The 14,395-nt window shown below is 71.7% G+C and carries 15 protein-coding genes; 5 read left to right on the forward strand and 10 right to left on the reverse strand.

Features of this window, described 5'->3' with window-relative positions; genetic code table 11:
* Positions 1-78: 78 nt before the first annotated feature.
* Positions 79-1,059: a zinc-binding dehydrogenase gene (locus ACWDRW_RS02610; protein WP_451718986.1), complete on the reverse strand. Its 981-nt coding sequence runs from the start codon at positions 1,057-1,059 to the stop codon at positions 79-81.
* Between the two features lie 50 nt (positions 1,060-1,109).
* Positions 1,110-2,273: an NAD(P)-binding protein gene (locus ACWDRW_RS02615; protein ID WP_451718989.1), complete on the reverse strand. Its 1,164-nt coding sequence runs from the start codon at positions 2,271-2,273 to the stop codon at positions 1,110-1,112.
* A gap of 151 nt (positions 2,274-2,424) precedes the next feature.
* Between ACWDRW_RS02615 and ACWDRW_RS02620 the strand changes: the two genes are divergently transcribed.
* Positions 2,425-3,099 carry a pentapeptide repeat-containing protein gene (locus tag ACWDRW_RS02620; protein ID WP_451718991.1) on the forward strand — a complete coding sequence of 225 codons (675 nt, stop codon included), beginning with the start codon at positions 2,425-2,427 and terminating at the stop codon, positions 3,097-3,099.
* Between the two features lie 232 nt (positions 3,100-3,331).
* On the opposite strand, the gene ACWDRW_RS02625 is transcribed toward ACWDRW_RS02620, so the two are convergent.
* Positions 3,332-3,832, reverse strand: coding sequence for a hypothetical protein (locus ACWDRW_RS02625; protein WP_451718994.1), 501 nt, complete (start codon positions 3,830-3,832; stop codon positions 3,332-3,334).
* Positions 3,833-3,838: 6 nt separating this feature from the next.
* On the opposite strand from ACWDRW_RS02625, the gene ACWDRW_RS02630 reads away from it, so the two are divergent.
* The gene (locus ACWDRW_RS02630; protein ID WP_451718997.1) at positions 3,839-5,233 is read left to right on the forward strand and encodes a M1 family metallopeptidase; all 1,395 of its coding nucleotides are present in this window, start codon (positions 3,839-3,841) and stop codon (positions 5,231-5,233) included.
* A 47-nt stretch (positions 5,234-5,280) separates the two neighbouring features.
* Here ACWDRW_RS02630 and ACWDRW_RS02635 read toward each other — a convergent pair whose 3' ends face one another.
* Together ACWDRW_RS02635 and ACWDRW_RS02640 are read right to left on the reverse strand one after the other, a co-directional pair.
* Positions 5,281-6,249: a GNAT family N-acetyltransferase gene (locus ACWDRW_RS02635; RefSeq protein ID WP_451719000.1), complete on the reverse strand. Its 969-nt coding sequence runs from the start codon at positions 6,247-6,249 to the stop codon at positions 5,281-5,283.
* Positions 6,250-6,329: 80 nt separating this feature from the next.
* The gene (locus ACWDRW_RS02640) at positions 6,330-6,905 is read right to left on the reverse strand and encodes a TerD family protein (RefSeq protein WP_451719003.1); all 576 of its coding nucleotides are present in this window, start codon (positions 6,903-6,905) and stop codon (positions 6,330-6,332) included.
* Between the two features lie 157 nt (positions 6,906-7,062).
* Here ACWDRW_RS02640 and arfB point away from each other — a divergent pair, with 157 nt between their 5' ends.
* Positions 7,063-7,500 (forward strand): alternative ribosome rescue aminoacyl-tRNA hydrolase ArfB, encoded by a 438-nt coding sequence (arfB, locus tag ACWDRW_RS02645; protein ID WP_451719006.1) that lies wholly within the window; start codon positions 7,063-7,065, stop codon positions 7,498-7,500.
* 51 nt (positions 7,501-7,551) lie between these two features.
* Here arfB and ACWDRW_RS02650 read toward each other — a convergent pair whose 3' ends face one another.
* On the reverse strand, positions 7,552-8,022 hold the full coding sequence (locus ACWDRW_RS02650; protein ID WP_451719009.1) for a GNAT family N-acetyltransferase: 471 nt from the start codon (positions 8,020-8,022) through the stop codon (positions 7,552-7,554).
* A 48-nt stretch (positions 8,023-8,070) separates the two neighbouring features.
* A complete protein-coding gene (locus ACWDRW_RS02655; RefSeq protein ID WP_451719011.1) occupies positions 8,071-8,649 on the reverse strand; it encodes a flavin reductase family protein in 579 nt (192 codons plus the stop codon).
* A gap of 350 nt (positions 8,650-8,999) precedes the next feature.
* On the opposite strand from ACWDRW_RS02655, the gene cdgB reads away from it, so the two are divergent.
* Positions 9,000-10,652, forward strand: a complete 1,653-nt coding sequence (cdgB, locus tag ACWDRW_RS02660) for a diguanylate cyclase CdgB (protein WP_451719014.1) — start codon at positions 9,000-9,002, stop codon at positions 10,650-10,652.
* Between the two features lie 118 nt (positions 10,653-10,770).
* A complete protein-coding gene (locus ACWDRW_RS02665) occupies positions 10,771-11,694 on the forward strand; it encodes a carbohydrate-binding protein (RefSeq protein ID WP_451719016.1) in 924 nt (307 codons plus the stop codon).
* Positions 11,695-11,737: 43 nt separating this feature from the next.
* Here ACWDRW_RS02665 and ACWDRW_RS02670 read toward each other — a convergent pair whose 3' ends face one another.
* From ACWDRW_RS02670 to nagA, 3 genes are all read right to left on the reverse strand, one after another.
* The gene (locus ACWDRW_RS02670; protein WP_451719019.1) at positions 11,738-12,085 is read right to left on the reverse strand and encodes a peptidase inhibitor family I36 protein; all 348 of its coding nucleotides are present in this window, start codon (positions 12,083-12,085) and stop codon (positions 11,738-11,740) included.
* A 95-nt stretch (positions 12,086-12,180) separates the two neighbouring features.
* On the reverse strand, positions 12,181-13,110 hold the full coding sequence (locus ACWDRW_RS02675) for a 1-phosphofructokinase family hexose kinase (protein ID WP_451719021.1): 930 nt from the start codon (positions 13,108-13,110) through the stop codon (positions 12,181-12,183).
* A 116-nt stretch (positions 13,111-13,226) separates the two neighbouring features.
* Positions 13,227-14,360: an N-acetylglucosamine-6-phosphate deacetylase gene (gene nagA, locus ACWDRW_RS02680; protein ID WP_451719024.1), complete on the reverse strand. Its 1,134-nt coding sequence runs from the start codon at positions 14,358-14,360 to the stop codon at positions 13,227-13,229.
* Positions 14,361-14,395 lie beyond the last annotated feature (35 nt).

The raw sequence follows: 14,395 nt of genomic DNA on the forward strand, positions 1-14,395 counted from the left end.
GCGGCCGGGTTGCGGTGTGTTGAACTCGGTACAGCTCCGCACCCCCTGGGGGCCTGCGGCCGGGTTGCGGTTCCGCTGCTACGGCTCCAGGACCACCTTGCCCGTCGTAGCCCTCGATTCCAGGGCTCGGTGGGCCGCTGCCGCCTCCGCCAGGGGGTAGCGCTGTACCGCCGGGCGCAGTCGGCCCTCCGCTGCCTCGGTCAGGGCCCGGAGTTCCAGGGTGCGGACGGGGTTGGGGCCGCCCGCCTTGCTCAGCATCACGGGGCCCAGGACCTGTTCCGTGACGCCTTCGACCACGTACGGCTCGCCAGCGTTCAGGCCGTCCGCCGACCAGCCGAAGACGACGTGCTTGCCGTGGGGGCCGATCAGGGCCACGGAGTCCCGGGCCGCGTCCCCGCCCACGCCGTCGAAGACCACCGTGGCCTCGCGGCCGCCCAGCCAGGCGCGGACCTTCTCCGGCCAGTCCGGGTCCTTGTAGTCCACGGCCAGATCGGCACCGTTCGCCCGGACCCTGGCCACCTTCTCCGGGCCGCCGGCCAGGCCGATCACCGTGGCGCCGGCGTTCCGGGCGTACTGGACGAGCAGCGTGCCGATGCCGCCCGCCGCGGCCGGGACGACGGCCACCGAGTCCGGGCCCAGCTCGGCGAACTGCAGGATCCCCATCGCCGTACGACCTGTTCCGATCATCGCGACGGCCTCCGCGAAGTCCAGGTTCGCCGGGATCTCGTGCAGGCGGTCGACGTCGGTGACGGCCAGTTCGGCGTAGCCCCCCGGGGCGAAGCCCAGATGCGCCACCACCCGCTTGCCGAGCCAGAGTTCGGCCACGCCCTCGCCGAGGGACTCGACCACGCCCGCGACCTCCCGGCCCGGGATCGTGGGCAGCGGCGTCGGGGTCGGCGCCGGGCCCTGCATGCCCTCTCGCAGGGCCGCGTCGAGAAGGTGGACACCGGCCGCGGCGACCGCGATCCGGACCTGGCCGGGGCCCGGCCGGGGAGCCTCGACCTGCTCGTAGGTGAGGTTCTCGGCCGGGCCGAAGGCGTGCAGACGGATGGCGTGCATCGGTTCCCCCCATCGGAGTGGTGTGCTCGTTCGGGGCCCACTCTGCAACCTCAAGCAAGCTTGAGGTCAAGCGCCGCCTGCTGCCCCAGCGCCAGCGATACGGCCGTCAGCGCGCTGTTGAAGGACACCTCGGACAGCACCCCGGGCGCCGCCACCTGGTCGCCCGCCAGGTAGACCCCGTCCCCGCGGTCGATCGCCGGGCGGTCCCGCCAGCTCGTGCCAGGCACGTCCACCGCGCCGGTACGGCCGTTCGCGAGAGCCTCCCGCCGCCAGGTGACCCGGTCCCGCCAGCCCTCGAAAGCGAGATCCAGCAACTGCTCGGCACGGGTGATCCCGGCGGCCTTCGACTCCGCCGGGCCCAGTGGGATCTGCCCCTGGATCAGGCTCTCGCCGGCCGGTGCGAGGGTCCGGTCCTGGGCCGTGAAGCGCTCGATCCAGCCCGGGTGGTCCAGGTCGGAGACGGCGAAGGCGTCGCCACGCCGGGTGCGTACCGCCAGGTCGATCAGCGCCGTACGCCCGCTCGTCCAGGTCAGGCTGTCGTCCTTCAGCAGCCGCCGGGCGGAGTCCAGGGAGGTGGCGACGACGACCGGGGTGTCGGTCGGCAGCGTGTCGACGCGGGACAGGGTCTCCATCCGGACCCCGAGATTCCAGGCGTGGTCGGCCATCCGCCCGATGACACTGCCCCAGCCGCCGCGCGGGTAGTGCGCCTCCGGCGGCAGCTTGGTCGCGCGGCGCAGCCGCTCCTGCACGAAGGCGGCGGACAGCGCGCCCGGGTCGTGGTGGAACAGGGCCACGGCGGAGTAGTGGGCCGCCGCGCGGGCGCCTTCCTCGCCCGCGATCCCCGTCGCCCAGCTCATGAAGTCCGCGTCGACCGGCGCCTGCGGCAGTCCGGGGCGCAGCAGCTTGAGCATGCCGAAGGGCGGGGTGCGGCGCAGCGCGCCCTTGTGCCGCAGCCGCAGCCGGGCCGCCTCCAAGGGCGGGAGCGGGGCCAGGCGCCCGATCAGATCGCGCTGCTTGAGCCAGGCCCAGTGCGGACCGCCGTTGTAGAGGGCGTGCGGGCCCTCGTTCGTCCGGTACGGCCCCTCGGCGGTCCGCGCCCGTCCGCCCAGCGTGTGGTGGGCCTCGTACACGGTGACCTTGGCGCCCGCTTCGGCGGCGGTGATGGCCGCGGTGAGTCCGGCGAAGCCGCCGCCGACGACGGTGATGCGGTGCATAGGGATCTCCCTCTGCTCGGGTGGCCTGCTGCGTGGTGGCCCTTGCTACGAGTACGACGCATCGAGGCGCGTGAAATGTGACATCGGCCGGGTCTCCGCAGCTCAGGGCCGGGTCGGGGGCGTTGTCAGTGGTGGGGTGCACCATGAGGGCATGGCGACTGCGGAGCGTGGCGGTACGACGGTGAAGGCGGCCCGGCGCCCCGAGGTGCGGCTTCCGGCACTGGAGGTGTGCGCCGGGGGACTAGAGCCGGACGGTGACTACGACGGGCTGGAGTTCCGGGAGGCGGATCTCGCCGGGCAGGACGGCGGCGGCGCCCGCTTCATGGACTGCGCGCTCAGGGCGTGCGTGCTGGACGAGAGCCGGCTCGCCCGCGCCCGTCTCCTGGACTCGGTGCTCAGCGCTCCGCGCGGGGTCGGCACGGACCTCGCGGAGGCGACCTTGCGGGACGTGGAGCTGCTCGACGCCCGCCTCGGCGGCGTCCAGCTGCACGGCGCCGCCCTGGAGCGGGTCCTGATCCGCGGCGGCAAGATCGACTACCTGAACCTGCGCGCGGCCCGGCTCAGAGACGTCGTCTTCGAGAACTGCGTGCTGGTCGAGCCGGACTTCGGGGGCGCGACCCTGGAGCGGGTCTCGTTCCCGGGCTGCGTGCTGAAGGGGGCGGAGCTGAGCGGGGCGACCCTGAGGGACGTGGACCTCAGGGAGGCGGCGGCACTGGAGATCGCGGGCGGGGTGGACCGGCTGTCCGGGGCGGTGATCAGCACGGGGCAGCTGCTCGATCTGGCACCGGTGCTGGCGGGGGCGCTGGGGATCCGGGTGACCGACTGACGAGGGGCGGGGGCAGCGGCCGACTGACGAGGGGCCGGGGGGCGGGGGCGGCGGGAAGAGCCAGGGCGTAGGCAGGGGGAGGAGCGGGGGCGGGGTCAGGGGAGAGTCAGGGCATGCGGGGGAGTGGGGGCGTAGGCGGGGGCGGGGTCAGGCATGCGGGGGGAGCGGGCCTGGAGGCAGGGGGAGCGGGGGCGTAGGCGGGGCAGTCGCAGGGGGCGGAGCCGGGGCTGGGTCAGGGCATGCGGGGGAAGCGGGCCTGGAGGGTCCAGATCGCCGGGTTCTCGGCCAGGTCCTCGTGCAGATCGCACAGGTCGGCGATCAGGTCGTGCAGGAAGTCCCGCGCCTCGCGCCTGAGCTCCGCGTGCGAGAAGCTCAGCGGTGCCTCCTCCGCGGGCATCCAGTCCGCCTCGACGTCCACCCAGCCGAAGCGGCGCTCGAAGAGCATCCGGTCGGTGGACTCGGTGAAGTCCAGCTCCGCGTGCTGTGGGCGGGACGCCCGAGAGCCCGCCGGGTCCTGGTCCAGACGCTCCACGATGTCGCACAGGGCCCACGCGAAGTCGAGCACCGGCACCCATCCCCAGGCTGTGGACAGCTCGCGGTCCTCCTTGGTGTCCGCGAGGTAGACGTCGCCGCAGAAGAGGTCGTGGCGCAGGGTGTGGACGTCCGCGCGGCGGTAATCCATCTGCGGAGGGTCCGGGAAGCGGTTGGAGAGGGCGTAGCCGATGTCGAGCACGGGGTGATGGTGTCATGCCCTCGTAGGATCGCGATCGTGTACCGGTCCGTCCGTATCGCCCCCTTGCTGCTGGCCCTCGCCCTGACGGCGTGCGGCGGTGACAACCGTCACGGCGGTCCCGGTGCCCCGGGCCTCGGCGATCCCTACTTCCCCGAGGCCGGCAACGGCGGCTACGACGTCCAGCGCTACTCCCTGGACCTCGACTACGAACCCGCCTCCCGCCGCCTCTCCGGCACCGCCACCGTGACCGCCCGGGCCACCCAGGACCTCTCCGCCTTCGACCTGGACCTGCACGGGCTGTCGGTCGACGAGGTCACCGTCCAGGGCGAGCGGGCCCGCTGGAGCCGCGAGGGCCAGGAACTGATCGTCAGTCCGCCCGGCCCGCTCGACGACGGTGAGACCTTCGAGGCGCGCGTCCGCTACCACGGCACCCCCCGGACCGTCACCGACCCCGACGGCTCGGCGGAGGGATGGCTGCCCACCTCGGACGGTGCCCTCGCGCTCGGCGAACCCACCGGCTCCATGGCGTGGTTCCCCGGCAATCACCACCCCTCGGACAAGGCGTCGTACGCCATCGAGGTGACCGTGCCGAAGGGCGTCGAGGCCGTTTCCAACGGGGAGCTCGCCGGTCGGCGCACGCGCGAGGGCCGGACGACCTATACCTGGCGGACCGCCGAGCCCATGGCGAGTTATGTCGCCACGCTCGCGATCGGCGACTACGACATCCGGCGCGGCACGGCCGGGGGTGTGCCGGAGTACACGGCCGTCGAACCCGGCGCGGCGGAGGCCGGCGACGAGCTGCCCGGCGTCATGGAGTGGGCGGAGTACAACTTCGGGCCGTACCCCTTCTCCTCCACCGGAGTGGTCGTCGCCGCGCCGGGCGACTCCGACTACGCCCTGGAGACCCAGAACCGGCCGGTCTTCCCCGGTGTCCCCGACACCGAGCTGCTCGTCCACGAGATCGCCCACCAGTGGTTCGGCAACTCCGTCACACCGCGGACGTGGCAGGACATGTGGCTCAACGAGGGCTTCGCGACCTACGCCGAGTGGCTGTGGGAGGAGGACCAGGGCGGCGACAGCGCGCAGGTGACCTTCGAGGCGCTGTACGGCAGTGACGACGCCGACCTCTGGGCCTTCCCGCCCGCCGAACCGCCCGGCGCCGAGCACATCTCGGACCGGCCGGTCTACGACCGCGGCGCGATGGTCGTCCACAAGATCCGGCAGGCGGTGGGCGACGAGGCCTTCTACGACCTCGTCCAGGGCTGGACCGCCGGCCGTCGCCACGGGAACGCGGACACCGACGACTTCACCGCGTACGTGGAGGAGCGGGCGCCCGACGTGGACTTCGGCCGCATCTGGGACGACTGGCTGTACGGGGACGGGAGGCCGGACCGCCCCTGAAGCCGGTCCGGCCTCCCGGGCGGGTCAGCCCCCTCACTCCGTCGGCATCAACCCTGCCCACTCCGTCGGCATCCCCTCTCCCACTCCGTCAGCAGCCGTGCCAGATCGGGCGGCCAGACCGGTTCCGGCTCGGCGGCGAGCTCCTCGCGGGTCCACCAGCGCCAGGCGAGGATGCCGTCCTGGGCGTGGGCGCCGGCGAGTTGGGAGCCGTCCGGTTCGCGGCGCGGGCCGTGGGTGACGTAGATGTGCTCGTGCTGGCGGACGGGGATGTCCATGCGCGTGAAGTCGTGCTCCCAGGTGCACAGCAGAGGGCCCGCTTCCAGGTCCGTCCAGCCCGTCTCCTCGGCCAGTTCGCGCAGGGCGCCCTCGCGCGGGCTCTCGTTTGCCTCCAGGCCACCGCCGGGCAGGGCCCAGTGGACGCCGACCTCGACGTTGTCGTAGCGGAAGAGGAGGACCGAGCCCTCCGGATCGACGACGGCGACCCGGGCGGCGCGGCGCGGGGTGCGCAGCGTCTTGCGCAGGACCGCGCAGGGGCGGTGCAGCGCGCGGTCCTCGCGGTGATCCACGACCTCGTAGCCGAGTGCGGTCCAGAAGGCGAGGGCCCTGGGGTTGCCGGTGAGGACGGCGAGGCGTACGGCGGTACGGCCGGACGTGCGGAAGCGGTCCTCGACGGCGTGGGCGATCCGGCGGCCGTGGCCCCGTCCGTGCAGGCTCGCGTCCACCATCAGCAGGCCGATCCACGGGTCCGGGTCGGCCGGGTCGGGGTGGTGGGCGAGGGTGATGGCGATTCCCACGAGCGACCCCTCGGCGCGGGCGAGCAGCACCTCCGCGTCCGGATGCGCCAGCTCCGCGGCCAGCGCCGCCGCCACCTGCTCCGGCCGGATGTCGTCCGGGTCCGGGAAGTCCCCGCTGAGCGCCTGGAATTCACGGTTCGCCGCATAGAGAGCCGTCAGCTCGGTCAGCAGCGGGGCCGGGATGTCGTGGTCCGGGGAGAGGGGCAGGGGTTCGAGGATCATGCCGGGGACGCTACTGCGACACGACCGAACCCCCGGCCGGAACCGGGGGTTCGGGTGCGTCGGACGTCCGGACGGGTCCGTCAGACGTTGACGCCGAAGTCCTGGGCGATGCCGACCAGGCCGGAGGCGTAGCCCTGGCCCACCGCGCGGAACTTCCACTCCGCGCCGTTGCGGTACAGCTCGCCGAAGACCATGGCCGTCTCCGTCGCCGCGTCCTCGGACAGGTCGTAGCGTGCGATCTCGGCGCCGCCGGCCTGGTTGAGGATGCGGATGTAGGCGTTGCGGACCTGGCCGAAGTTCTGCGAGCGGTTCTCGGCCTCGTAGATCGAGACCGGGAAGACGATCTTGTCGACGTCGGCGGGGAGACCCGCGAGGTTGACGTTGATCGCCTCGTCGTCGCCCGCGCCCTCGCCGGTGCGGTTGTCACCGGTGTGGACGATGGTCTGGTCCGGGGTCTGCTTGTTGTTGAAGAAGACGAAGTGGGCGTCGGAGTAGACCTTGCCCTGCGTGTTCACCGCGATGGCGGAGGCGTCGAGGTCGAAGTCCGTGCCGGTGGTGGTGCGGACGTCCCAGCCGAGGCCCACGGTGACGGCGGTCAGGCCCGGAGCCTCCTTGGTGAGCGAGACGTTGCCACCCTTGGACAGGCTTACAGCCATTGTTGGGAGTCCCTTCCCTCGTAGTGCGTACGAGCACGAAGCTACAGCTACCCCTAACAACGCGGAGCGGGGACGTGAGGTTCCAGCTCTCTTTACTTTCTTTACTCGGCCGACCGGGCACATATTCGCGTGACGTGGTCCGGTCAGACGCGCGACCATGGACGGCATGTCCGGTCCTTATCCCGTCCGCGGCTCCGTCTCGCTCCCCGAGGCCGAGCTCATGTGGCGTTTCTCGCGGTCGTCGGGGCCCGGCGGACAGCACGTCAACACCAGCGACTCCCAGGTCGAGCTGCGCTTCGACCTGGCGCGCACCGAGGCCCTGCCCGAGGTGTGGAAGCAGCGGGCGCTGGAGCGGCTCGCCGGACGCCTGGTCGACGGCGTCATCACCGTCCGCTCCTCCGAGCACCGCTCCCAGTGGCGCAACCGGGAGACGGCTGCCGTGCGCCTCGCGGCGCTGCTGGCCGAGGCCACCGCACCCCCGCCCAAGCCGCGCAGGCCGACCCGCATCCCCCGGGGCATCAACGAACGCCGTCTGCGGGAGAAGAAGCAGCGCTCGGACACCAAGCGCGGCCGCTCGGGGCGCGACTGGGGATAGCGGGCCAGTCGGCTGTCCCCTCCAGGTCCGGGTCCGCCGTACCGGGCCCGTTCAGGCGCTCAGCTTCAGCACCCCTACCGTCTGGCCCCCGCTCGTCTCCCCGTTCGGCTCGAAGCCCAGACCCAGATAGAAGCCCTCCGGGCCCGTCGGACCCGGGTGCCAGGTGACGTACATCTCGCTTCCGCCCCTGCGGCGGATCTCGTCCGCCACCGCGTCGACCGCGAAGCGGCCGTAGCCCCTGCCCTGTTCGGGCGCCGCGATGTTCAGGCGCCACAGGCCGGAGCGGACGACGCTGCCGTCGCCCTTCCAGTCGATGTCGAGGAAGGCCATCACAAAGCCCACCGTGCGGTCGGCGTCGAGGATCAGGCGGGGCCAGGCGACCGTGGGCCGGACATAGGCCTCGGCGAGTGAGTGGGCGACCGGCTCGACCGCGTGTTCCTGATCCGGGCGGATCCGGATCGCGATCGCGTCCTCGACATTCTTCGGTGTGAGGGTTTCGAGGCGGGGGCCGTTCGTCGTCATGTGCGCACCATAGGGAGCGAGTTCACTCTCCGTCAGCTGAATTCCGGATCAGCCCAATTGGCGATAGCGACCGCGGAAATACGTCAGCGGGCCGCCCTCCGCGCTCGGTACCCGGGCCGTCAGGACCCGGCCGATGACCAGGGTGTGGTCGCCCGCGACCACCCGCTGCTCGGTCCGGCACTCCAGCTGCGCCAGCGCCCCGCCGACCAGCGCGGCACCGGTCGCCTCGCCGCGGACGTACGGGATGTCCTCGAAGAGGAGGCGGTCGCTGATGCGGCCCTTCATCGCGAAGCGGCCGGCGATGTGCCGCTGGCTCTCGGAGAGGACCGAGACCGCCCACAGGGGCTGCTCGTCGAGCAGGTCGTCCATGCGCGCGCCCGTGCGCAGGCTGACCATGACCAGGGGCGGGTCGAGGGAGACCGACACGAACGCCGTGGCCGTCATGCCGACGTCCTCGCCCTTCGGCCCGTCCGCCGCCAGCGGGGGCTCGAAGGCGGTCACCAGGACCACGCCCGCGGCCAGCCGGGACATGGCGGCGCGGAACTCGTCGTTGCTCACCCCCTCAGCATGCCCGGCGAGGGGCGGTGCGGTGATCGGGGCGGGCGGGGCGGGGGGAATGTTCGGCACGCGGGAAACGCTAGTGTCCGCCGTGCGGCCGTCGCATCGGGCCCGGGTCCGAGGAGGGACCTAGGACCTTCGGCGGACATCTGTGGCACCCTTGCGTGATCCTTCGCACCGCGCACAAAGTTTGCGTTCAGTAAACGCACAGGAAAAACGCAGAAACACCGCGCAATTGTTCATCTTTCGCTGTGACTTGAGTCACAAGGCCCAGTAATTGTTGACCCTGTGTACCGAGTGGGCAGCGCGCTGTGATTCAGTGGCGGGGAACCTTCATCAAGAACAGCAAGGGCACCCCACGGAAAAGACGCCGAAGAACAACCCTTGATTCGCTGCGAGGTCTCGGGGGGAGGGCGAGCATGGAGACCGAGTCGGAGCCGTACGTCCGTCTTGCGACCCTGCGGCAACTGCACCAGGTCATGGCGGACATGAACACCGCGCGCAGCCTGGCGGACACACTGCAGACCGTCGCCGACGGCGTCGTCACCGGCCTTGGCTACGAGCTGGCGGCCGTCAACCTGGTCCGGCCCGACGGCGACCTCGTCGTCGCCGCCCTCGCCGGCAACCCCGCCGCGGAGGCGCTGATCACCGGCCGCACCGGCTCCCGCGAGTCCTGGGAGCGCCGGCTCAGCATGGGCGAGCACTGGGGCGACCTGGTGTTCATACCGCACACCGAGGGCTGGGTCCTCGACGACGACGACGTCCCGCAGTGGTACACCGACGGTCCCGCGCCCCGCTTCGAGGACGAGTGGCACCCCTCGGACCGGCTCTTCGCGCCCATGTACACCCCGGGTGTGCACGGCGGCGCCAGCGGCGAGCTGATCGGCGTCCTGTCCGTGGACCGGCCGCGCAACGGCAGGCTGCCGGGCGCGTGGGGGCGCGAGGCCCTGCAGATGTACGCGTTCCAGGCCGCCATCGCGATCAGCAACGCGCGTCTACGTGCGAATATGCAGCGGGCACTGGTCAGGCTGGAGCGGGACCAGCAGGCGCTGCGGGCCAGCGAGGAGAGCTTCAGGCAGGCCTTCGAGTACGCCCCCTCCGGCATGGCCATCGCCGAGATGGGCGGCGACCAGCACGGCCGGATCCTGCGGACCAACGACGCTCTGTGCCGACTCCTCGGCCGCCCCGCCTCCGCGATGCGCCGCTACTCCTTCTCCGACCTCGTCCACCCCGAGGACATCGGGACGCTGCTGCGGACGTCGGCGGAGGGCGGGCGCGCGGAGCTCCGCCTGGGCCGCCGCGACGGCACCTATGTGTGGGTGTCCCTGCGCAACAGCGTCGTCGCCGACGCGGCCGACGGACCGCGCTTCCTGCTCACCCACGTCGAGGACATAGAGGAGCGCAAGCGCCGCGAGCTCCAGCTCGCCCACCGCGCCTCCCACGACTCGCTCACCGGCCTGCCGAACTCCGCCGAGCTGCGTTCCCGCCTCTCCGCCCGGCTCTGTCAGCGGCCCACGCACGCCGGGGCCCTGGAGTCCCTGGACGCGGCCTACGGCCACCCCGCCTTCGACGTCAACGGCCACGGCTTCGACTTCCGGCCCGGCGCCGAGTCCTTCGACGGCTACGACCACCATGTGCACACCGTCGCCCCCGAGAGTGAACGTGACGACGGCACCAAGGGGCTCGCGGTGCTCTTCTGCGACCTCGACGGCTTCAAGTCGATCAACGACCGGTTCGGGCACAACGCGGGCGACGCGGTCCTCATCGAGGTCGCCCGCCGGCTCTCCCGGGGCGTCCGGGACGGCGACACGGTGGCCCGGCTCGGCGGTGACGAGTTCGTGGTCCTGGCCGACGGACTCGGCCGGGCCGACGCCCAGGACCTCGCCGTACGCCTTCGGAACGAGATCATTCAGCCGATCCGGGTCGACGGCCGGGCCATGCGCGTCGGCGCCAGCTTCGGGATCGGGTGGGCCCACTGCGGCATGACCGCGGACGAGGTGCTGAAGTCCGCCGACGAGCGGATGTACGTAGAGAAACGATCTCGTCCCAAACAGCACAGACGCGCGGGATGAATCCCAGGTCAGTGAGCTGATGCGGTCTGAGTCACCCGATTGGGGCAGCCGGAGCGGGTAGGCTCGCCCTTCGTCACACGTACCGCAACAGCCCCGCACCTGGTGAGGAGACCAAGGGATGACGTCCGGCAACAACGGCGCCACTACGCCCGAGGACGACGACCCGTTCGGCTACCTCTACGCCGACGGGCAGGCCAATGGGGCCCAGCCGCCGTCCGGTGGCTACGGCTACCCGAACTCGGTGAACCGGGTGCGCTCGGTCGGCCAGCGGCAGTACGGCCAGCAGACGGCTCCCTATGCGCAGGTGCCGCAGCAGCAGGGCGCGTACGGCCAGCCGAACACGCACTACGCGGCTCCGGAGACCTTCCCGGGCGGTGCCCAGACCACCGTGTCGCCGAGCCCGGGCTACAACGGCGGCGGCAACGGCCGCGGGCGCGGCCCGAACACCAAGGGGCTGCTGATCGGCGCCGTCGCGGTGGTCGCCGCGGTCGTCATCGGCATCGCGGTGGCGATGGCGGGCGGCGACGACGGCGAGGGCGGCACCGACAACGAGGCCGGCCCCACCCAGACCCAGACCGAGAGCACGGACCCGACGCCGACGAAGGACAGCAACGCCGAGGAAAAGGCGGACCTGCCGAAGATCGACGCGAAGGCGCTGCGGCTCAGCTCAGGCATGGGGACGGCGTCGGAATTCAGCGGTGCCGAGGCGGTCGGCGGAGTCTATGTGACCGGCTTCAACCAGGTCGGAGCCAAGGTCACCTGGACCGTGGACGGCATCGAGAAGGACGGCACCTACCGGCTGTATGTGCGCTACGGCATCCCGGGCACGGACGCCAATGCCACCCTCGTGGTCAACGGCAAGCCCAGCAGCCAGCCCCTGAACATGGAGAACTTCGGCAACACTCCCAAGGGCGACTGGGAGCAGGGGTGGAAGTCCACTTGGGCCAACGTCAACCTGACCAAGGGCACCAACACGATCGAGCTGGCCTGCAACCAGGGCAATCAGTGTGACGCGGTGTTCGACCACATGTGGCTGCAATAGAAGCTGTGCTCCGCCCATGTCGGGCGGAGCACAGGCCGTGGCGCTACCTCGCGTAGACCGCAATGCCCGTGACGGTGCCACGGGTGTTGTCCGAGTAGGTGTGCGGCCCCAGAGTGACCAGGCGCGTGCCTGCGCCGCAGCCCAGGGTGGCGTGCCAGAACTCGATGCGGTAGTTCGTCTGGTTCGAGACGGACCGGGCCGTGGCGAAGGGATAGCAACCGGGCGTCACGGAGCGGACGGTCCTGTCACCGGTCCGGTTCTTGCCCGTCCATCCGCAGACCTTCCCTTGCGGGCAGGTATTGGGATCAGCCGCCGCCGGTGTGGCGAGGGCGCCACCCAGCAACGCACCCGTCACGGCCACCGTCATCAGGCTTTTGCTGAGAATGCTCATATGAAGTTCCCTCGTTTGGACGGATCCCTGGTCAGGTGGATCCGTGAACGGCGGTGATCCTATAGAACGCTTGGTCGCCTCCGCCGTCCGGGCTGCTACGCCGCGCTGACCTCCCCCGTCACCGTCACCCGCCCCAGCAGGTCCTCGTAGGCCCGGTGGTCGAACTCCCCCGCCACCGGCGCCAGTACGCTCGCCGTCGACAGGGCCGCCGCGCGGGACAGGCGGGCCGGCCAGGGGAGGTTTTCGACCAGGCCCGAGAGCAGGCCCGCGACCGCCGCGTCGCCCGCGCCGGTCGGGTTGCCGTGCAGGGTGGTCGGTGGGGCCGCGCGCCAGCGGCCCTCGGGAGTGTGGGCGAGCAGTCCCGCGGCGCCCAGGGAGGCGACCACCGTGTGGGCACCGCGTCGGCGGGCGTCCTGGGTGGCGCGCAACGGCTCGTGGGATCCGGTCAGTTCGGCCAGCTCGTCGGCGTTGGGCTTGATGATGTCGGGGCGGGCGGCGACCCCGCGGCGCAGTGGTTCGCCGCTGGTGTCCAGGAGAACGGGGACGCTCGCGGCGCGTGCCGCGCGGACCAGCCCCGCGTACGCGCCCACCGGCACGCCCGGCGGCAGACTGCCGCACAGGGCCACCGCGTCGGCGGAGGCGAGCAGTTCGCCGTAGGACCGCTGGAAGGCCGACCACTCGGCGGGGGTGACGAGCGGGCCCGGCTCGTTGAGCTGCGTGGTGTCGCCGGTCAGTTCGTCGACTATCGCTATCGTGCGGCGCGTTGGGCCGGTGAGCGGGACGAGGGCGTCGCGCACCCCTTCGACGGCGGTCAGTTGCTCGCGCACGACACGGCCCGTGGCGCCGCCCGCGAAACCGGTGACGGTCACCTCGTGACCGAGGGCCGCCAGCACCCGCGCCACGTTCAGGCCCTTGCCGCCGGGGCGTTCGAGGACCTCGGAGACCCGGTGCGAGGCGTGCGGGCGCAGGGCCCGCACGCGATACGTGATGTCGAGAGCGGTGTTCAGCGTGACCGTGAGGATCACCCGGGCCGACCTCCCCCGAAGTAAGTGGTGCCGTCTCTTCCGGTCCCGATCATGCCAAACAGACGGCGGTCGTCCCAGTCCTCGGAACGGCCGCCGTCGCGCTGCCTCGGGACGGATCAGCCCAGTTGGGGATCGACCACCCATTCACCCCGGCGCAGGACGCCCTTGAGGTCGAAGGAGGCGTCCAGGAGGACCAGGTCGGCGTACTTGCCCGGTTCCAGCGAGCCGATCTCGTCGGACATCCCGAGCAGGCGGGCCGGGTTGGCGGACAGGGCGGTCACCGTGTCCTCGACCGAGAGCCCGTCGATCGTCACCGCGCGCTTGAAGGCCCGGTCCAGGGTGAGTGTCGAGCCCGCGATCGAGCCGCCCTCCACCAGACGGGCGACGCCGTCGGCCACCTCGACCTCCAGCGGGCCGAGCATGTAGCGACCGTCGCCGAAGCCGGCCGCGTCCATCGCGTCGGTGATGAACGCGACCCGGTCGGCGCCCGCGTGATGGAACGCCAGCTGGAGGGCGGCGGGGTGCAGATGCGTCCCGTCGTTGATCAGCTCGACGGTGATCCGGTCGTCCTCCAGGAGCGCCGTGATCGGGCCGGGGGCGCGATGGCCGAGGGCGGGCATCGCGTTGAAGAGGTGCGTGGCGACGGTGGCGCCCGCGTCGATCGCCCGCACGGTCTGCTCGTACGTCGCGTCCGTGTGCCCGATCGCCGCGATGACGCCGTGATCGGCGAGCAGCCGCACGGAGTCGAGGCCGCCGGGGAGTTCGGTGGCGAGGGTGACCATGCTGGCCCGGCCGCGCGCGGCGTCGATCAGCTTGCGGACCTCGGCGGGGTCGGGGTCGCGGAGCAGTTCCTCGGAGTGGGCGCCCTTGCGGCAGGGGGAGATGAACGGGCCCTCGAAGTGGATGCCGGCGATGTCGCCCTGCTCGGCGAGTTCGGAGAGGAGTCCGGCGCGCTGCGCGAGGAAGTCCATGTCGCCGGTGACGGTGGAGGCGACGAGGGTGGTGGTGCCGTGTCGGCGGTGGGTCTCGATGCCCTTGAGCACGTCGTCCACGGTGCCGGAGGTGAAGCTGGCGCCGCCTCCTCCGTGGTTGTGGATGTCCACGAAGCCGGGGACCACGTAGTGGCCGGTTACGTCGATGACCTGGGCGTTCTGTTGAGCGGTCGCGGTGATGCGGTCGCCCTCGATGACCACCTCGCCCTTCTCGATGACTCCTGTGGGAACGGCTACGTGGGCTCCCTTGAGGATCATCTGCGGGCCGGTGGGGGTCGATCGCGCAGTTCCCC

This window comes from Streptomyces sp. NPDC003635 (genome assembly GCF_053587635.1).

Excerpts from the sequence above, each read along its gene's own strand:
- ACWDRW_RS02615 (WP_451718989.1), bottom strand. The coding sequence starts at position 2,273 with ATGCACCGCATCACCGTCGTCGGCGGCGGCTTCGCCGGACTCACCGCG.
- ACWDRW_RS02620 (WP_451718991.1), top strand. The coding sequence starts at position 2,425 with ATGGCGACTGCGGAGCGTGGCGGTACGACGGTGAAGGCGGCCCGGCGC.
- arfB (WP_451719006.1), top strand. The coding sequence starts at position 7,063 with ATGGACGGCATGTCCGGTCCTTATCCCGTCCGCGGCTCCGTCTCGCTC.
- ACWDRW_RS02610 (WP_451718986.1), bottom strand. The coding sequence starts at position 1,059 with ATGCACGCCATCCGTCTGCACGCCTTCGGCCCGGCCGAGAACCTCACC.
- ACWDRW_RS02665 (WP_451719016.1), top strand. The coding sequence starts at position 10,771 with ATGACGTCCGGCAACAACGGCGCCACTACGCCCGAGGACGACGACCCG.
- nagA (WP_451719024.1), bottom strand. The coding sequence starts at position 14,360 with ATGATCCTCAAGGGAGCCCACGTAGCCGTTCCCACAGGAGTCATCGAG.
- ACWDRW_RS02640 (WP_451719003.1), bottom strand. The coding sequence starts at position 6,905 with ATGGCTGTAAGCCTGTCCAAGGGTGGCAACGTCTCGCTCACCAAGGAG.
- ACWDRW_RS02650 (WP_451719009.1), bottom strand. The coding sequence starts at position 8,022 with ATGACGACGAACGGCCCCCGCCTCGAAACCCTCACACCGAAGAATGTC.
- ACWDRW_RS02635 (WP_451719000.1), bottom strand. The coding sequence starts at position 6,249 with ATGATCCTCGAACCCCTGCCCCTCTCCCCGGACCACGACATCCCGGCC.
- cdgB (WP_451719014.1), top strand. The coding sequence starts at position 9,000 with ATGGAGACCGAGTCGGAGCCGTACGTCCGTCTTGCGACCCTGCGGCAA.
- ACWDRW_RS02670 (WP_451719019.1), bottom strand. The coding sequence starts at position 12,085 with ATGAGCATTCTCAGCAAAAGCCTGATGACGGTGGCCGTGACGGGTGCG.
- ACWDRW_RS02630 (WP_451718997.1), top strand. The coding sequence starts at position 3,839 with ATGGTGTCATGCCCTCGTAGGATCGCGATCGTGTACCGGTCCGTCCGT.